The organism is Actinomyces denticolens, assembly GCF_002072185.1.
GTDB lineage: Bacteria > Actinomycetota > Actinomycetes > Actinomycetales > Actinomycetaceae > Actinomyces > Actinomyces denticolens.
Genome location: NZ_MVIW01000003.1, coordinates 64,922 through 83,067, shown reverse-complemented (window position 1 = coordinate 83,067; position 18,146 = coordinate 64,922). Strand labels below are relative to the sequence as shown.

The 18,146-nt window shown below is 71.6% G+C and carries 12 protein-coding genes, 1 tRNA gene and 1 other RNA gene; 10 read left to right on the top strand and 4 right to left on the bottom strand.

All coding sequences use genetic code 11. The annotated features are described in order from the left end of the window. The first annotated feature begins 35 nt into the window (after window positions 1-35). A complete protein-coding gene (locus B1H55_RS01590) occupies window positions 36-2,858 on the top strand; it encodes a serine/threonine-protein kinase (RefSeq protein WP_077239955.1) in 2,823 nt (940 codons plus the stop codon). Window positions 2,859-2,864: 6 nt separating this feature from the next. Here B1H55_RS01590 and B1H55_RS01585 read toward each other — a convergent pair whose 3' ends face one another. Further along, complete coding sequence (locus B1H55_RS01585; protein ID WP_073452342.1) at window positions 2,865-5,810, bottom strand: ATP-binding cassette domain-containing protein; 2,946 nt, start codon at window positions 5,808-5,810, stop codon at window positions 2,865-2,867. A gap of 186 nt (window positions 5,811-5,996) precedes the next feature. Between B1H55_RS01585 and B1H55_RS01580 the strand changes: the two genes are divergently transcribed. The 4 genes from B1H55_RS01580 to B1H55_RS12630 all read left to right on the top strand — a co-directional run bounded on the left by B1H55_RS01580 (window position 5,997) and on the right by B1H55_RS12630 (window position 10,134). Next, window positions 5,997-6,069, top strand: a tRNA-Arg gene (locus B1H55_RS01580). A gap of 102 nt (window positions 6,070-6,171) precedes the next feature. Next, on the top strand, window positions 6,172-7,776 hold the full coding sequence (locus B1H55_RS01575; RefSeq protein ID WP_073452340.1) for a GTPase domain-containing protein: 1,605 nt from the start codon (window positions 6,172-6,174) through the stop codon (window positions 7,774-7,776). Further along, on the top strand, window positions 7,773-9,278 hold the full coding sequence (locus B1H55_RS01570) for a GTPase (protein WP_073452338.1): 1,506 nt from the start codon (window positions 7,773-7,775) through the stop codon (window positions 9,276-9,278). Before B1H55_RS01575 ends, B1H55_RS01570 begins: the two co-directional genes overlap by 4 nt. Window positions 9,279-9,426: 148 nt before the next feature. Then, entirely contained in the window at window positions 9,427-10,134 is a 708-nt protein-coding gene (locus B1H55_RS12630; protein ID WP_077239956.1) for a single-stranded DNA-binding protein, read from the top strand. Here B1H55_RS12630 and B1H55_RS01560 read toward each other — a convergent pair. Continuing rightward, entirely contained in the window at window positions 10,125-10,658 is a 534-nt protein-coding gene (locus B1H55_RS01560) for a TY-Chap domain-containing protein (RefSeq protein ID WP_077239957.1), read from the bottom strand. The two genes, B1H55_RS12630 and B1H55_RS01560, sit on opposite strands and share 10 nt — an antisense overlap. A gap of 209 nt (window positions 10,659-10,867) precedes the next feature. On the opposite strand from B1H55_RS01560, the gene ftsE reads away from it, so the two are divergent. The 5 genes from ftsE to ssrA all read left to right on the top strand — a co-directional run bounded on the left by ftsE (window position 10,868) and on the right by ssrA (window position 14,963). Next, window positions 10,868-11,557, top strand: a complete 690-nt coding sequence (gene ftsE / locus B1H55_RS01555; RefSeq protein ID WP_073452333.1) for a cell division ATP-binding protein FtsE — start codon at window positions 10,868-10,870, stop codon at window positions 11,555-11,557. A gap of 12 nt (window positions 11,558-11,569) precedes the next feature. Beyond that, the gene (gene ftsX / locus B1H55_RS01550) at window positions 11,570-12,487 is read left to right on the top strand and encodes a permease-like cell division protein FtsX (RefSeq protein ID WP_073452331.1); all 918 of its coding nucleotides are present in this window, start codon (window positions 11,570-11,572) and stop codon (window positions 12,485-12,487) included. Window positions 12,488-12,490: 3 nt separating this feature from the next. After that, window positions 12,491-13,771 (top strand): M23 family metallopeptidase, encoded by a 1,281-nt coding sequence (locus B1H55_RS12975; RefSeq protein ID WP_073452329.1) that lies wholly within the window; start codon window positions 12,491-12,493, stop codon window positions 13,769-13,771. Between the two features lie 138 nt (window positions 13,772-13,909). Then, window positions 13,910-14,452 carry an SsrA-binding protein SmpB gene (gene smpB, locus B1H55_RS01540; RefSeq protein WP_073452328.1) on the top strand — a complete coding sequence of 181 codons (543 nt, stop codon included), beginning with the start codon at window positions 13,910-13,912 and terminating at the stop codon, window positions 14,450-14,452. Between the two features lie 140 nt (window positions 14,453-14,592). Next, window positions 14,593-14,963: a transfer-messenger RNA gene (ssrA, locus tag B1H55_RS01535) on the top strand. Window positions 14,964-15,145: 182 nt separating this feature from the next. Here ssrA and B1H55_RS01530 read toward each other — a convergent pair. Next, on the bottom strand, window positions 15,146-17,128 hold the full coding sequence (locus B1H55_RS01530; RefSeq protein ID WP_077239958.1) for a solute carrier family 23 protein: 1,983 nt from the start codon (window positions 17,126-17,128) through the stop codon (window positions 15,146-15,148). Window positions 17,129-17,259: 131 nt separating this feature from the next. Next, window positions 17,260-17,991 (bottom strand): FadR/GntR family transcriptional regulator, encoded by a 732-nt coding sequence (locus B1H55_RS01525; protein ID WP_167370536.1) that lies wholly within the window; start codon window positions 17,989-17,991, stop codon window positions 17,260-17,262. Window positions 17,992-18,146 lie beyond the last annotated feature (155 nt).

Below are 18,146 nucleotides of genomic sequence, written 5' to 3'. Positions count from 1 at the left end.
GCCAGTCCTCGCCTCGCAGATCACGGAGATCCTCGATGACATCCCCCGATGAGCCGCGTCCGCTCGGCAGTTCCTACGTGCTCAATGAGCGGATCGGGCGCGGCGCCCAGGGGGAGGTGTGGCTCGCCAGCAGGACCGAGAGGGCGGACGACTCCGCTCCTCTGGCGGTCAAGGTCCTGCGGGCCGACCTCATCGAGGACCCCAGCGTCGTCGAGCGCTTCGTGCGTGAGCGCGCCACCCTCATGCGCGTCCACTCGCCCTACGTCATCGCCGTGCGCGACATGGTGGTCGAGGGCACGACCTTCGCGATCGTCATGGATTACGTGCCGGGGCCTGACCTGCGCGAGGCGATCATGTCCACCGGCCCCCTCCCGCCCGCCGCGCTGGCGCGCCTGGGCGCGCGGATCGCCGAGGGCCTCGTCGCCGTCCACGCCGCCGGCGTGGTTCACAGGGACATCAAGCCAGCCAACATCCTGTTGGAGAACTGGCAGGCCGATGCGCGCCGCGGGCGGCACGCCTCCCCGGCCGGGCCGTCGCCCGACCAGGCGCCCTCCGATGCCGCCGCCACGATGACCCCCTCGGCGGTGACCACCTGGGGCGACGGTGGCATCGTCGCCCCGATCCCCAGGATCGCGGACTTCGGTATCGCGCGCATCTGCGATTCGCTGGCCACGGTCACAGGAACCGGCGCTGTCGGAACCCCCCTCTACATGGCGCCGGAGACGATTGCGGGCGCCCAGCCCGCCCCCGCCGCGGACGTCTACGCCCTGGGCATCGTCCTGTACGAGCTCGCCTGCGGAGTCCCGCCCTATGTGGGCCAGCCCGTCCAGGTGCTCGCCCAGCACGCCCAGCGCGACCCGGGCCGCCCCGCGGGCATCCCCGACGACCTGTGGAACCTCATCGCCTCCATGCTCGCCAAGCGCCCCGACCTCCGCCCCACGATGCAGCGGGTCGCGGAGAGCCTGGAGCAGATGGTCCCGGCGCTCCAGGGCCTGCCGGCCACGGCGGCCCTCGCCTCCCCGCCCCCGACCATGCCCTCGGTCATGCCCTACGGCTGGGAGGAGGCGATGGATCCCGCCGCTGGAGGCGGGGGAGCTGCCTCCACCCCGACCACGGCATCCGGCCCTTCCGAATCGGATCCGGCGGGGCATGCGGAGACCCTCGCCGCGAGCGCTTCCACGCCCCCGACCATGGCCGCCCCGTGGCTGTCCCCGGGCCAGGCCGGGCGGGCCGCGCCGACGATCGCCATGGGGAGCTCGCCGGCTTCCGACGGCGCGCAGCGGGCAACGCTCATGAGCTCGGCCGGGACCGTGCCCACCACCGCCGTCATGCCGGGCGGAGTGGGTGCTGCCGGCCCCGGCCAGGGGTGGTCCGGAGCGGTGCCCGGGGGAGGCCCGGGGAGCCCCTCACTGCCGGCCGCGGCCTACTCCCCGCCGGGGTTGGTCGCCGACGGCGCCGCCCCTCCCCGCAGGCGGCGGCGACGCAGGATGGCGCTGGGCGGTCTGGCCGTCCTCCTCGTCCTCTCGCTCGCCGCAGGCGGCGCGTGGTGGTGGCTCCGCAGCGCGGGGACCGAAGGGCGGTCGGCCATGGGGTGGACCTCGGGCATCGCCGCGGGCAGCGGCGCCGATTCCGTCCTGGAGCTCACGGGCATCGACGAGGAGTTCCGGCTGTCCCCCGAGGGATCGGTGATGCTAGCCAAGGGCAGTGGGGTGGGGAAGTTCAACACGTTCTCCCTCTACGACCTGGCCTCCTCCTCCCAGGAGGCCGTCTGGACGGGGGAGTGCAACAGCGCGGTCGCGTTCTGGACCGAGCGCCAGGTGATCTGCCAGAGGAACGGTGCGAGCGCATCCGTCCTGGTGTCCCTCGCTGCTGACGGGACGGCGACGGAGAGCGCCTCCCCCCTGGCCAAGGACCAGACTCCCATGGGCTCGGACGGGACGCGGGCGATCGTCCACAGCGGAAGCTATGAAGGCAACCTCATGGCCCTGGACAGTGCCGGGAACACGGTGTGGACCGTGCGCGGCGAGTATCAGAAGGCGATCATCCGCGATGGCTTCATCGAGGCCTACGACTCGTGGTCGCAGCAGACGGTGGTCCTCGACTCGGCTACCGGGAAGAAGATCGCGAACAGTTCGTCGGGCAGCTCATCGGACTTCGACGGCAGCAATCCGCAGCCGGGGGGCATCGGCATCGACGCCGGGCCGCAGACCGTCTACCACTGCGACGGCACCACGTGCACGGTCTACGACTCGGCCGGCAGCAGTGTCGGCACCGCCACCGACCCCGGCCGGAGCTCCTGGGCGCTCTCCGGCCCCGTGACGCCCAAGCGCCTCCTGGAGATCCTCCAGCGGGCGGGCCAGGAGGGGATCCAGGGGGGCGAGATCGATCTCAAGGGATCCATGAGGCTCCCGAGCCTCCAGGACCCCAATTCTGACGGCAAGACCCTCGTGGCGGGGGCGGACCGCATGGATGTGGTCACCGTCGACTCCGAGGCCTGCACGGCGACGGTCGGCGCCACCTCGCTGTCCATCCCGCCCAAGGAAGTGAACGACAGATGCCGCATCAACCCCGTCGGCTGGACCGCTGACGACAAGGCGATCCTCGTCCAACTCGGCGGCTCGACCCCGGGCATCCCGGACAAGGAAGACATCCTCGGGGCCTACGACCCATCGACCGGTGCTGAGCTGTGGCGCGTCCCGGGCGCCTGGGCGGCGGTGCCCGGCCGGGGCGCCGAGGCGGAGGGCTCGGCGGTCCGGGCGGCGGGCATCGATCCGGCCGGTCTGCGCAACCTCTTCCTGATCTGGCAGGCCAACTCCGCTTTGAACGGCGAGTACGCCCTCTACCGCGCCAACGGCTGAGGCCGCTCAGCGGCGGCCCCGGCGCCACAGCCCCACGTAGCACACGGTCAACGCGACGACGAGGATGACCCCCAGTGCGCCGAGGTCGGCCAGCCATTGCGTCGAGGTGTGATCCCACAGATCGTCGGCGTGAGGGGGGTTGATGGTGTTGAGGTCGACCGTCCCGGCCGTCATCGCGAAGCCCCAGCGCGAGGGCATGAACCAGGCCAACTGCTCGAACACGGCCTTGCCCGCCACGGGGATGATCCCGCCGGAGAGCACGAGCTGGGCCATGATCGAGACGACGAGGATCGGCATGACCTGCTCCGAGCTGGACACATAGGCGGAGATCGCCAGTCCCAGGAGGCCTGAGGCGAAGGCCACCGCCCACAGGCCGACGGCGAGCTCGAGCACGGGTGATCCCATGAGGATCGCGGTTGAGGGGGCCTTGTTGAGGGCCAGGGAGATCCCCACCATGAGGCTGATCTGAACGGTGACGATGAGCGCGAGCACGATCGTCTTGGCCAGCAGGTACGAGCCCGAGCGCAGGCCGACAGCCTTCTCGCGCAGGAACACGTCCCGCTCCCCGATGAGCTCGCGGATCGTCACCGACATCCCGGAGAACGCCGCGCCCGTCACCAGGATGACGAGGAGCTGCAGCGCCTGGTTGGAGTAGTAGATGCAGGGCTGCGAGGCGGTCGGCTCGGGGATCACCGGCATGGAGAAGCCATCGCTGCCCGGGATCGCCTTGGTCAGCAGCCCCATGACCACGGGCAGCGCCAGCATGAACATGAGGTAGGACGGGTCCGCGGCGATGATCCGCAGGTGCCTGCGCACCAGGGTGGACATCTGCCGCAGCGCCGACTGCTTGGGGATCCGCTTCGTGGAGGCGTCCACCTCCCGCTCCTTGGCGGGGGCGGCGCCACGGCGGGTCGAGGGCACGGTCGCCTCGAGGTACTGCCTCAGCTCGGGGGTGTGGTTGCGGATGAGGGCGTACACATCGGCGAAGCCATCGATGGCGGGAGGGTCGGCGAAGTCCCCCTTGGGCGCGTAGAGCTTGAGTCTGCCCTGGCTGGTCAGCTCGGCGTGGCGCTGCCGGAAGTGGGTCAGGATCTGCTGGGGAGGGCCGTAGTACACGGGCTTGCCGCCGGCGGCCAGGATGAGGACCTTGTCCGCCCGGTCGATGTGGTTCTCGTTGTGAGTGACCACGACGACCGTGCGCCCCGTGTCGCCCGGCCGGGTGCCATGCGCGAGGTTCGCCAGCAGGTCCATGACGTCGCGGTCGAGCTGAGGATCGAGGCCCGATGTCGGCTCGTCGAGGAACAGCAGGGAGGGGCGGGTCAGCAGCTCGATCGCCGTCGAGACCCGCTTGCGCTGGCCGCCGGAGAGCTTCTTGACCCGCTTGTCCACGTGCTGGGTCAGGTCGAGGTCCTCCAGCACCTCGGCGATCCTGCGGCGCCGCTCCTCCTTGGCCACGTCCTTGGCGAACCGGAGCTCGGCGGCGTAGTCCATCGTCTGCTGGACCGTGAGCGCCTGGTGGACGACGTCGTTCTGGGGGACCACGCCGATCTTGTTGCGCATGATCGGGTAGTGGTCGTAGACGTCGATCCCGTCGAAGAGCACCTGGCCGTGCTGGGCCTTCTGCTCACCGGTCAGGGCCTTGAGCAGAGTCGACTTGCCCGCGCCGGAGGGGCCGACGACGGCGAGCAGCTCATTGCCGGGCAGGGAGAAGGACACGCCGTCGAGGAGGCGCAGGTCCCCGCCGTTCACCTCGAAGACCAGGTCCTGGCCGATGAGCTCGCCGCCGGTGCCCGCGTTGACCTGCACCTCGCAGGTGCCGTCGGGGTTGACCGCGATGAAGGTCGAGCCGATGCCGACGATGCTCGGCTGCGTCACCAGGACGCGCGGCACCCTCTGGGGCCCCAGGTAGATGCCGTTCGTCGAGCCCAAGTCCGTGATGAGAATGCCCTGCGGCGTCGGCTCGATCCTGGCATGGTGCTTGGAGACGAGCGGGTCGTCGAGGACGAGGGCGTTGTCCGGCGCCCGGCCGATCGTCCCGGCGGCCTTGATGCGGAAGGCCTGGATCGTCTGGCGGCGCACGGGCGCGCGCATGCGGTCCACGTCCTCGGCGGAGGGCGCGGCCGAGGCCGCGGATCCGGACGGGGCGCCGGCGCTCGGCGCTGAGGCGGCCAGAAGCGTCTCCGCGCTCGTCCCATAGGGAGCCCCGGTCCCGGCGGTCCCATCCGCCGCGCCCTCCGGAGCGCCGGCGGCCACTGCGCCCCCCGCGGAGGCCTCGGCGCGATCGGCGCGGCTCTCCGGCGGGGCGGGACGAGGATCGGGGCGGGCCATCGTCTGGTCCGAGTCCCGTGGCGAGGGCTTCTGGCCCGCGGGGGGCTGCTGCGGGCCGGGGACCTGGGTGATCCCCGCGGCGCCGTCGGCGTAAGGGGAGGGCTGCCCGGGCGCCCCGGCCGGCCCCATGGGCATCGGTCCGGGGGCTCCCGCCAACCCCTGCGGGCCCTGCGGGGCGGGGCGTCCCATCGCGGGCGGGTACTGCCCCGGTGGCGGTCCCGCGGGCACCCCCATCGGCGGCATCATGGGCTGCCCGGGCGGCGGCCCCATCGGCATCCCCATCTGGGGCGCCCCGGGGGCGGCGGGAGGGGCGACGGGGCCGCCCACGGGGGTCAGCGCGATCGCCGGCCCGGAGGCATCGCCGAGCTGGACGCGCGTGCCGTGGGTGATGAAGGCCTCCCGCACCGGGACGCCGTCGACCAGCATCCCGTTGCGGCCCTCGCACAGCACGTACCAGCCGGCGGGCTCGGGCCGCACGATGAGGTGGTGGCGCGAGACCAGCGGGTGGTTGACCTGGACCTGGCAGTCGGGCGTGCGGCCCACCCGGAACGGCTCGGTGAAGGTCTTGGGCTCCGCCGGGGCATGGGAGGACAGTGATTGAACGACGAGCGCGATGGGTGGCACGGCGATCCTTCCGGACGGGCAGACTGGTTCACGCGAGGACTGGAGCGGGATGCCGACGCACTGGTGGGCTGCCGCGGTGAGCCGCCTCAGCCGGGCGCCGACACCCCCACGCCACGATACCGGGCGGTCGGGGCGAGGACACGGCGTGCCGTAGGCTGGGATCATCGTCGGGGTGCCCCGGCGCGAGCCTCCATAGCTCAATGGATAGAGCATCGGCCTTCTAATCCGCAGGTTCCCGGTTCGAGTCCGGGTGGGGGCACCGTTGGAATGACGCCGTTCTCCGCGCTCCCGGGGGCGGTGGCCGGATCGCCGCGCCGGATTGGTGGAGCGCGATCAGCCCTGTTGCCCATATTGTTGGATCATGCCCCCTACCGCTCCGTCGGCGTCCCCAGCACCCCATGGGGATGGCCTGCCCTCCTCGGCGCTCAGCCGCGCCCAGCTCATCGAGGTGCTCAACAGCACCGTTGGCGATCTCGAGCGGCTCGATCTGGCGCTGGGCGCTTCCGAGACTGAGGCCGCTCGCCGCCTGCGCCACAGCCTCATCTGCCAGATCCGCGACCACGTCCTGCCCCGCATCGCCGACGCCGAGGTCCCGGCGATCGTCGTCGTCGGCGGCTCCACGGGCGCCGGCAAGTCCACCCTCGTCAACTCCGTGCTCGAGGCGGAGGTCTCCGTCGCCGGCGTCCTGCGCCCGACGACGCGCACCCCCGTTCTCGTGGTCAACCCCGAGGACCGCGAGTCGCTGAGCGGGCACTCCCTGGCCGGCGTGTGCGTGATCCAGGAGTCCGAGGCGGTGCCCGCGGGGCTCGCCCTCGTCGACGCCTCCGACCTCGACTCGGTCCACGAGTCCAACCGCGTCCTGGCCGCGCGCCTCCTGGAGTCGGCCGACCTGTGGCTCTTCGTGACCACCGCCGCCCGCTACGGGGACCAGACGCCGTGGACCACGCTGGAGGCGGCCGCCGAGAGGAAGATGCCCATCGCGATCGTCCTCAACCGCGTGCGCGCCGACGTTCTGACCGAGGTGCGCAGGGACCTCATGATCCGCCTGGACCAGATCGGGCTGGCCGAGGCCCCCTTCTTCGTCATCCCCGACGCCGGGCCCCACGAGGGCCTCCTGCCGGGCGGCGCCGTCGGCGAGATCCGCGACTGGCTGCGACTCCTGGCGGGGCGCCACCGCGCCGCGGGCCTCGTGCGCCGCGGTGGCCGGGGCCTGTGGTCCGCCCTCAAGAACGACCTCGCCTCCCTCGCCGACGCCGTCGATGTCCAGGATGAGGCCGCGCGGCGCCTGGAGGAGGCCACCGCCGCGCTGCTCGTCGATCCCGGCGCCGAGATCCGCTCGGACCTGGAGCGCGGGGAGATCGGCGAGGGCGCGCCCGCCACCCGGTGGGTCACCCTGGCCTCCTCAGGAGCCCCGCTCGCCCCCCTGGCCGCGGGATCGCGCTTGCCCTGGGGCCTGTTCGGGCGCGCGGCCAAGGCGCGCTCCGCGGCCCTGTCCACGCTCGCGGCCGACGCCCAGTCGGCCCTCGCCGCGCGCCTCGAGGCCGCGCTCGTGGCCCTGGCCGACGACGTCCAACGGATCTGGGCGGAGGCGGGGGCGGAGGAGTCGGCGGGGCGCCTCCTGCCGGCCGTGCCGGACTCCGAGGCCATCATCGCCGAATGGGCCGACGCCGTGAGGGCCGCCCCGGGAGCCTCTGCGCGCGGCCTGCGCGGGACCGCGATCGGCGACCTCATCATCGCGGCCGCCGCCGGGGTCGAGGGCGCCAGGGCCGCGACGGACCGGCTGCGCCTGACCGACGCCGTCAGCGCGGCGCGCGCCTCCCTGACCGCCACGTTCGATGCCGCCCTGGCGCGCGTGGCTCCCCCCGGGACAGCCCTCAGGCTCGCACCCGATCCCGCGCTCGCCGCCGCCCTGCGCCTGCGCTCGGGCGAGCTCACTCCCTTCACCCGCCCTGGAGCGACCGCATGACCACCTCTCCCAAGCCCGACCAGTCCCGCACCACCGCCTCCGACGGCCCCACCGCCCAGGGGAACTCCCCGGCGCCGCTCGACGCCGCCCACCTCGACGCCCGGCTCAACCGCCTGCGCGCGGCGATCGACTCCTGCCCCACGGAGGTCCCCGCCTCCCTCGCCCTGCCCGCGCGAACCAGCCTCGAGGAGGTCGGTGAGCGACTCGTTCTGGGCGTGGACCACACCGTCGTCGCCCTCCTGGGGGGCACTGGATCGGGGAAGTCCTCCCTCTTCAATGCGCTGTCCGGGCTGCAGTTCGCCGATGTGGGCGCCCGGCGCCCCACCACGTCGGAGTCGGCGGCATGCACCTGGGGCGACGACGCCATCGCCCTGCTGGACTTCCTGGGCGTCAACGATGAGCGCCGCATCCGCCGCGAGTCCCTCCTCGACGCCGATGACGAGGACGAGCTCGCCGGGCTCGTCCTGCTCGACGTCCCCGACTACGACTCGGTGACCACCGAGCACGCCCTCCAGGTGGACCGCCTCGTGCCCCTGGCCGACGTGCTCGTGTGGGTGGTCGACCCCCAGAAGTACGCCGACGCCGCCCTCCACGAGGGCTACCTGAGGGGCTTGGGGGCCCGTCAGGAGGACATGCTGCTGCTCGTCAACCAGGTCGACACCCTGCCCCCCGGGGGCCAGGAGCGCCTCCTGCGCGACATCCGCTCCCTCCTGGACTCCGACGGGCTCCACGAGGTCCGCGTCATCCCCGTCTCCGCGGTCCGGGGCGACAACCTCGCCCAGGTCCGCGACATCCTCATCGAGCGTGTCTCGCGCGAGTCCAACGCCGCGCGCACCGCCTCCGCCGAGCTCGACGCCATCTGCCTGCGCCTGCGCCCCGCCGCCGCGGCGCACCCCGTGGGCACCTCGCCCGAGCACGAGGCCGCCGCCGTCGAGTCCCTCATCCACGCCTCGGGCGCGCGCGCCGTGGAGGCCTCCATCCGCGAGGGGCTGGCGCGGCCGCTGCCGCGCGCCCTGGCCCGCCCGGAGGCGCCCTCCCGCCCCGCCGTGTCCGCGATCCGCACGACGTGGATGCGCCGCACCACCGAGGGACTGCCCGCCGCTTGGCTGCGCAGCGTCGACGCCGAGGTCATGAGCCCGGAGACCCTGGCTGCCCAGACCGCGGAGGCGGTGGGATCCATCCGCCTGCCCGGGCACCGCTCGCCGGTCATCGAGCTCGGCTGGTGGGGCGGCCTCGTGGCCACCCTGCTGGGGCTCGCCTGGGGAGGGCTCATGATCGCGCGGGGCGGCAACTTCCTCATCCCCGTCGCCCTGCTCGTCCTGGGCGCGCTGCTGTTCCTGTGGTCCGGCGCCCGCCGCATCGCGCGCGCCGACCAGGAGGCCAACGACTACGCCGACCGGGTGCGCGAGAGGCTCTCCGTCGTCGCCGCACGGGGACTGACCACGCCCGCCCAGGGCGTGCTCGCCCGGCACAGCGAGCTCCGCGAGGCCCTGCGCGTCTGACTCCGGCCCCGCGCCACCGGGGAACCACAGGCGCCGCCGCGCTCCTCCCACGGGCCCGCCTGGGGGCGCCCGGCCCGCAGTGCTGCCGTCTCGGGCACTGTGGGAGGGAACCGGCGCCCCGCCGGCTCCCTCACCCGCAGGAGTCATCATGACGCATCAGCTCGACCTCACCATCCAGGGCACCCTGGGCACCAATCCCGTCCTCAGCTTCTCCGGCAATGATGAGCGGCGCCTGGCCTACTGCCGCTTCCGGGTCGCCACCACCACCCGCCATCGCACGCGATCGGGCCAGTGGGTGGACGACGACACCATGTGGTTCACCGCCAAGTGCTGGGGGAATCTGGCGGTCAACGCCGCCGAGTCCCTGCGCAAGGGGGACCCCGTGCTCCTCACCGGCCGCATGACCCAGGAATCATGGGACTCGGGCAAGGGCATCATCATCACCAACGTGCTCAGCCTGGTCGCCGCCGGTCACGACCTCAACCGCGGCTGCACCCGCTTCGCCCGCGTCCGCCGCGACGAGAACGGCAACGAGCTCCCCGACGGCGCCACCACCCCCGCGAGCCCGTCGAGTGCGACCACGCCGGGCACCGCCAGCGCCGGATCGGCGGACGCGGCGGATCCCGCGCCGGGCGCCCCGGGGGTCGCGGGGGCCGCGCCCGGTGGCGGCGCTCCGGCGCAGCTGCCGGCGGACCACTGGGAGGCGCCTGCCGAGCAGTCGGGGAAGTCGGGGAAGCCCGGGCCGGCGAAACAGGCGGCGGACCCTCCCTATGTCGTCGTCGACGACGACGGGGCGGCGCGGGGGGAGGGGGAGCCCGGACGGGACGACGCGCCCGTCGGGGCGCCTCAGGCCTGAGCGATGAGGTGGTCGAGGTCCGCCGGGTGAGGCACCCGCAGCACCTCGATGAGCGCCCGCGTCATCACCTCGGCAGCCCGAGCGGCGGAGTCGAAGGCCTGTCGCATGACCTCCCCGTCGGATTCCCAGCCCAGGTTGCCCAGTGCGTGCCGCATCGCGTCGTCGAGGAGGAACCTTCCCGACTCGTCGACGATCGGCAGGGCCACCTCGACGCCGCCGCCGCGCCCGAGGACGATCATCCCCGGCAGCTCCGGGGAGACCTCGGGCCGGCCCTGGGGGGCGAGGATCGCGCGCAGCCCCCGGCGCCGGCCGAGGGTCTCCCTGGCGGCCGCGGGCGCCGGCGCGGTCAGGAGGATCATCAGCCCGGCCCGGGCGTCGAGGCCGGCCGGGGAGGGACTGCTCCGGGGCCCGCTGAGCGTGGCCAGGAAGGATGCCAGGGATGGCGTGAAGCGCGCCCATGAACCGTGGTCCACCATCGAGGTGAAGGAATCGCTCGCGGCGCCCAGCGCCTCCTGCTCATCCATGGGACCAGGCTAGCGGGTGAGGGACCGCCGGGCGCCTGTGCCGCGAGGGCGGAGGGACGGCGTCGGTGAGGGCCCGGGCGCCCGCGCATCACAGGGATGTCGCCTTGCCCGTCCTCGGGCGTGTCACGGGCCGGATCCGCCCGCATCGTGCGTACCGTGGCTCTGACCGGCGCGCATTGGCGCCTGTGCCTGCCAGGAGCGATCCACCGATGATCCGATTTGACCACGTCTCCAAGGTCTACAAACGAGGGGCCCGCCCCGCGCTCGACGATGTTGATATCGAGATCGAGCGCGGCGAGTTCGTGTTCCTCGTGGGCGCCTCCGGTTCCGGGAAGTCGACCTTCCTCCGCCTGACCCTGCGCGAGGAGCGCCCCACCTCCGGGGCAGTGCACGCCCTGGGCCGGGACCTGTCGCAGATCTCCACCTGGAAGGTCCCCCAGCTGCGCCGTGAGATGGGCTTCGTCTTCCAGGACTTCCGCCTGCTGGAGACCAAGCCGGTCGCCGAGAACGTCGCGCTGGCCGCCCAGGTCATCGGCAAGCCGAGCCACTACATCCGCACCGCCGTGCCCGAGGCCCTCAAGCTCGTCGGCCTGTCCGGCAAGGAGAAGCGCCTCCCGCACGAGCTCTCGGGCGGCGAGCAGCAGCGCGTCGCCATCGCCCGCGCCATGGTCAACCGCCCCAAGCTGCTCCTGGCCGATGAGCCCACCGGCAACCTCGACCCCTCGACCTCCGTGGGCATCATGCGACTTCTGGACCGGATCAACCGGCAGGGGACCACGGTGGTCATGGCCACCCACGATGACGAGATCGTCGATCAGATGCGCAAGCGGGTGATCGAGCTCAAGAGCGGCAAGGTCGTGCGCGACCAGGACCGCGGCGTCTACGGCTCGGACCGCTGAGGAGAACCACTGATGAGATTCCGCCTGATCACCGCTGAGACCCTCAAGGGGCTGTCCCGCAACGTCGCCATGACGATCTCGGTCATCCTCGTCTCCTTCGTCTCCCTGCTGTTCGTCGGCTCCGCCGCGCTCCTGCAGTCCCAGATCTCCGCCATGAAGGGGGAGTGGTACGACAAGGTCCAGGTCAGCGTCTACATGTGCCCGCCCTCCTCGGCACGCGCCGAATGCGCCGCCGGCGAGGCCACGCAGGCGCAGATCGACGCCGTCGAGCAGCTCCTGGGCTCCGAGGCGCTGTCCTCCTACGTCAAGGAGTACATGATCGAGACGAAGGCCGAGGCCTACGCCAAGTTCATGAAGGCCTACGGAAACTCCCCCATCGGGCGCACCGCCACGGAGGAGATGATGCCGATCTCCTTCCGTGTCAAGCTCAACGACCCCGAGAAGTACCAGGTGGTCTCCGAGCAGTTCGCCGGGCGCGATGGCGTCGAGCGCGTCGTCGACCAGCGCTCCACCCTGGAGCCCCTCTTCCTGGTCATGAACCGCGCCACCTGGATCACCGGGGGGCTGGCGGCGATCATGGCCCTGGCGGCGGTCCTCCTCATCTCGACGACGATCCGCCTGTCCGCGATGAGCCGCTCCAAGGAGACGAGCATCATGCGGCTGGTGGGCGCCTCCAACCTCTTCATACAGCTGCCCTTCATTCTGGAGGGCGTCATCGCGGCGCTCATCGGGGCGCTGATGTCCATCGGCGTCCTGTGGCTGGGCGTGTACTACATCGTCGAGCACTGGCTGAGCCGCTCGGTGACCTTCACCAGCGCCTTCATCCGCACCAGTGATGTTCTCTACATCGCCCCCTGGCTCGTCCTGGCCGCCGTCGCGCTGGCCGCGATCTCCTCCGCCGCCTCCCTGTCGAAGTACACGAGGGTGTGACCCATGTCCCGCCGGAGACTCCCCATCCTTCTCGCAGCGGTCCTGTGCCTGACTCCCATCTCCTCCGCCCTGGCGGATGACCGGTCCGACGCCGTCGATGAGCAGAACGAGGCGCAGCGCAGACAGGCCGAGCTCACCTCCTCCCTGGAGGGGGTCTCCGCCGACCTGGGGCAGGCCTACATCGACTTGCAGAACGCCCAGACCAGCCTGACGACCGCTGAGACCGAGCTGAAGACAGCGGAGACGACCCTGAAGGAGAAGGAGCGAGAGCAGAAGACCGCCGCCGATCGCCTCACGATCGCCGAGGACTCCCTGGAGCAGATCACTGCGGAGGCCTCCGCCTCGCAGTCCGCTGCCGACGAGACCTCCGGCTCCGTGGCCCAGCTCGTCGTGTCCGCCTACCAGGGCGACACCTCGGTGACCTCCCTGACCTATGTCCTGGAGTCGGGCTCCGCCGAGGAGCTCAGCTCCCGCGCCGAGACGATGCAGATCGCCTCCGGCGTCCAGGAGTCGGTTCTGTCGGCCGCCGAGGCCAAGCGGGCCCAGGACGCCAACCGCAAGGCGCGCCAGGACGCCGCCACCAGCCGGGTCGCCACCCTCAAGGAAGATGCCGACGCCGCCGCCACCGCTGCCCAGACCGCGCGCAACGACGCCAAGACCAAGCGGGACAACGTCTCCACTCTGGCAGCCCAGAAGGCCAAGGCCGCCTCCGACCTCGAGGCCCGCAAGACCGACCTCGAGGCCCAGCAGGCCCAGGCCGCCAAGGACGCCGATGCCGCGGCGGCCAAGATCGCGGAGATCGACGCCAAGAACCGGGCCGCCTACGCCGCCGGGCAGACGGGAGTCTCCTCGGACTCGATCGCCGCGGACTCCCTGGGGGCGGGATACATCGGCCACCCGATCTCCGGGCCGCTCACCGTCACCTCACCCTTCGGGTTCCGCATCCACCCCGTCACCGGGGTCGGCGTGGGACACCAGGGAACGGACTTCGCCGCCGCCGAGGGCACTCCCCAGTACGCCTCCGTCTCGGGCACCGCCACCTACTGGGATTCCCCGTCCTGCGGAATCGGCATCGACATCAACGCCGGCTACATCGACGGGCACTCCTACGTCATCACGCTGTGCCACCTCTCCGGGCGGGCGATCGCGGACGGCCAGTACGTCAACCGCGGTGACGTCGTCGGCTACACCGGCTCCACGGGCTACGCGACGGGTCCGCACGTCCACTTCCAGGTCGCGCAGGACGGGGTGTACATCGACCCCATGACCCTGCCCGGCTTCTGAGCCCGGGGCGGAGCGCCCAGCGCGCGAACGAGCGCGCGCGGCGCGTAGACTCTCCAGTCCGCGCGCCGCGCCCGACTCCGGCTCCTGCTGGGCCCGGCGGCGCGGCGATCGCATCGGATGAACCGGAGGGAGACGACCATGGCGGCATCGGGTAGGGCGCGACAGGGCTCGTCCAAGAAGCCGACCCCGGGCGAGCGCGCCAAGGCCGCCTCGGACGCCCATAAGACGATCGCCCGGAATAAGAAGGCCGCCCACGACTACTTCATCGAGGACCGCTACGAGGCGGGGCTGGCGCTGACCGGCACGGAGGTCAAGGCGCTGCGCATGGGACGGGCCTCGCTGACCGAGGCCTGGATCGAGATCGATCGCAACGGCGAGGCCTGGCTGCAGGGCGCGCATATCCCCGAGTACCTCCAGGGCACGTGGAATAATCACGCGCCGCGCCGCAAGCGCAAGCTCCTCCTGCACCGCGCCGAGCTCGCCAGGCTCGCCATGCGCGTGGCCGCCAAGGGCTTCACCATCGTCCCCCTGGAGCTGTACTTCATCGGCGGCCGGGCGAAGCTCGAGATCGCCCTGGCGCGGGGCAAGCAGGACTGGGACAAGCGGCAGGCGCTGCGCGAGGCTCAGGACAACCGGGAGGCGCAGCGCGCCATGGCGGCCGCCAACCGGCGCCGGGGCTGAGCGGCGCGGGCCGCGGGGCCCTCTAGGGATGCCCGGACCGTTCTGTCCGGGCACCGCCTGGACCGCCTCTCGGTTCGCCTGCTATGATGAGCAGCCGCCATGGGCTCGCCCAGCGGGTTCGTCGGCGGTACAACTCCATAGGGGATGATCGGTTTCGACGACGGTCATGGGTTCAGGAGAAGCGGGTCGAGGATGCGCAGTCATCTCGTCAACGCTCTGCGCGAACCTATAGGTGCCGATAACACTCGCACCGACTTCGCCCTCGCCGCCTGAGCGAGCCTCGAAGTCCGTCAGCCCGGGGATCGCTTCCGCCCCGGTTCCTGGCGTCATCCAGGGAGCCACTGCTGAGGAACCGTGTCGGTAGGTTCCTCGGGACTCCTCATCGACTGAGCCCGTCGGCGTCCTTGCTCGTGTGAGACGCCGGGGCCGAGAAAATCACTAGCGAGCTGCGCCCGGAGAAGTCCTGTTGCATGCCCGTCGGACCGGGGTTCGATTCCCCGCATCTCCACCAACGATGATGGCCCCTGCACCACGTGGTGCGGGGGCCATCATCGTGCTCGTGCGCGGGTGCTCCGAGTGCGGGAGTCCCTGCGCCCTCACCCCGCAGAAACCGTCTCGCCCCGCCGTTGCGCCCTCAAACAGCGAGTATGAGGGCGCAACGGCGGGATGAGACGGTATGCGGGGCCGGGCGCGTCAGTCGAGCTGCTCGAACTTGCGGGCCCAGGCGCTGCGCACGGGGTTGGCGTCGGCGATCATGGCGTCGAAGCGCTCATCGGCGATGTCGACGATCTCCCCGATCGTTGTGCGGGCCTCGCGCTCGGGGGAGGCCTCGACGCGGTTCCAGCCCCGGGAGATGAGCTGGGACCGGTCGGCCAGGCGCTCCACGCACATGACCAGCGGGCGGTCGAAGCGCTCGTGGTAGGCCTCGGACAGCGCTCGCAGCTCGGCTGCCTCGGCATCGTTGAACTCTCCCAGGGCCAGCGACGCCGTGTCGAGTCCCGCCTGGGGGTCCGCCTCTGCGCCCTCGTCGAGGATGAGGTCGACGATGTCCCGGTAGTTGGCGGTCAGGGTGGCCTGCTCCACGCCGCTGGCCGACAGGACGACGTCCTGGAAGGCCTCGCGCAGTCGTGCGGTGGACTCGAAGGGGATGCCCTCCCACACCCGCTCGGCGGGCCAGGTGGCGCCGGCGTGCATGGGGGAGAAGGCCGCGACGAACCGTTCGCGGTCCATGGCGTTGACCTCCTCCAGGCTGACCGGGCGGCCGTTCACACGCGCCACATCCGGGCCCGTCTGGCGCCCGATGTGGAAGAACAGCAGGTTGAGGACGACCGCGGTGATCGAGCCGATTGTCACGCCCGAGCCGAAGAGGATCGCGAGCCAGGACGGCATCATCCCCGCCAGTTCGGGCTTGAAGGTCACCAGCAGGGCCAGGCCGATGGAGGAGGAGACGATGACCGCATTGCGGTTGTCATGCATGTCCACCTTGGAGAGCGTCTGGATGCCCACCACGGCCACCGAGGCGAACATGGCCAGCGACGCCCCTCCGATGACGGGGGCGGGGATCGCGGCGACGACTGCCCCGGCCTTGGGCAGCAGGCCCAGGAGGATCATGAGCCCGCCCGCGGCGGTGACGACCCACCTCGACTTCACCCGGGTCAGGCGCACGAGTCCGACGTTCTGCGCGAAGCAGGTGTAGGGGAAGGAGTTGAAGACCCCTCCCAGGAATGTGGACAGCCCATCGGCGCGCAGCGCGTTGGCGATGTGGCGGGGCGTGATCCGCCGACCGACCACCTCGCCGGTGGCGAAGACATCGCCGGTGGTCTCCACGGCGGTCACCGCCATGACGATGGCCATGGACACGATGCCGGCCAGGGAGAACTGCGGGATGCCGAAGAAGAAGGGGGTGGTCAGGCCCACCGGGGCCGCGGCGGCCACCCCGGAGAAGTCCGCGTCGCCCAGGGCCAGGGCCACCGCCGTGGCGACGACGAGGCCCACGAGGACGGCGATGGTGGCCATGAAGCCCTTGAAGACCCGCTGCACGAGGATGATGACGCCCAGCGTCCCCAGGGCGTAGAGCAGGCCCTTGATCGTCAGTGCGGCGATCTGCGCGTCGGTGGTGCCCTCGGCGGCGCCCGTGCCCCAGGAGACGATGTCCCCGGCTGAGACGCTCATGAGGGTCGTGCCCATGACGGTCAGCAGCGTGCCGGTGACCACCGGCGGGAAGAACCTCAGCAGGCGGGCGAACCAGGGCGCCGCGAGGAAGGTGAGGACTCCGGCGGCGATGATCGAACCGTACATCGTGGCCAGGCCCGCGGTTCCGCCCCGCCCCCCGGAGGCCGTCATGCCGATCGCGATGAGGGGCGAGACCGCGGTGAAGGTCACGCCCTGGATGAGGGGCAGCCGCACGCCGATCCTCGGCCCCAGGCCCGCCGACTGGATGATCGTGGCGATGCCGCAGGTGAAGAGATCGGCGTTGATGAGATGGATGGTGGTCTCGGCATCCAGGTGGAGGCCGGAGGAGATCACCAGTGGGACGACGACGGCGCCCGCGTAGAAGGCGAGCACGTGCTGGATGGAGAGGATCGAGAGCCTGCCGATCGGCGGCACGGCGTCGACCGGGTCGACGGTTCTGGCAGGAGCGTGCGGTGAGGTGCGCAGGGCGCTGCCCTGTGTCATGCGGTCTCCCGGGAGTGCGGAGCGGGACGAGGACGGCGTCATTGTCCCCTGCCCAGGCCCATGGGGGAAACCGGTCCCGCAGGTCCCGCCGGGGCGGGCCGCCCCGGGACGGCCCGCCCCAGGGCGGGGACTCAGGAGCTCAGGGCCGAGGCGAGTGGGGCGTAGTGCTTGCGGGTCGCCTTGCGGTAGGCCTCGGCGTCGCCCCTTCGCGCTGCCTCGAGCATCTCGCGGTGCGCCTTGGCCGTGATGATGATGTCCTCCGCGGCGGGCGCATCCATGAGCGGAACTGTCAGGGTGTGGACGGCCCAGAAGGCGTCGATGAGGCGGGCCCACAGATGATTGGCGAGGGGCTCCAGGAGCCGCGCATGGAAGGCCCGGTCCTGCTCGGAGAAGGTCTTGCCCTCGGCGGCGAGCTCCTCCATGTCGTCGATGTAGCCGTCGAGGACGGGGTCGGGGCGGCCCTTCCACACCTTGACGACCTCGTCGGCCAGCGCGATGTCCAGGGTGGTGCGCACCTCGACGACGTCGCGCAGGCTCGCGTAGTCATCACCCGGGGCCAGCAGGCCCCGGAACACGAGGGATTCGACCATCGGGCGCATGGAGACCTGGCCGACGAACATGCCGTGGCCATGACGGACCTCCACGATGTCGAGGGCGACGAGCGTGCGAACCGCCTCGCGCACGGAGGAGCGCGATACGCCGAGGTCGGCGCACAGCTTGGACTCGGTGGGCAGCGGGTCGCCCGGCCGGAGGTGGTGCGAGAGTATGTAGTCCTTGATCGCGCTCATCGCGGTGGACGCCTGGGTCATCGGTGCCGGGGACAGGGCGACGTAGCTACTGCGCGGGGCTTCTCCGGGGGCCATGTGTGGCACACCTCACTCTCTCGCTCTTCGGCTCGATGACCGGGCCTTCAGCGGCCAAGGTCCCATAGAGATTCTGACACGGTTCTGTTAACGGTTGGCTGGAAGCGGGTCGAACCTGTTAAAGTCATTCTACCTACGTCGGACATGAGACGTCA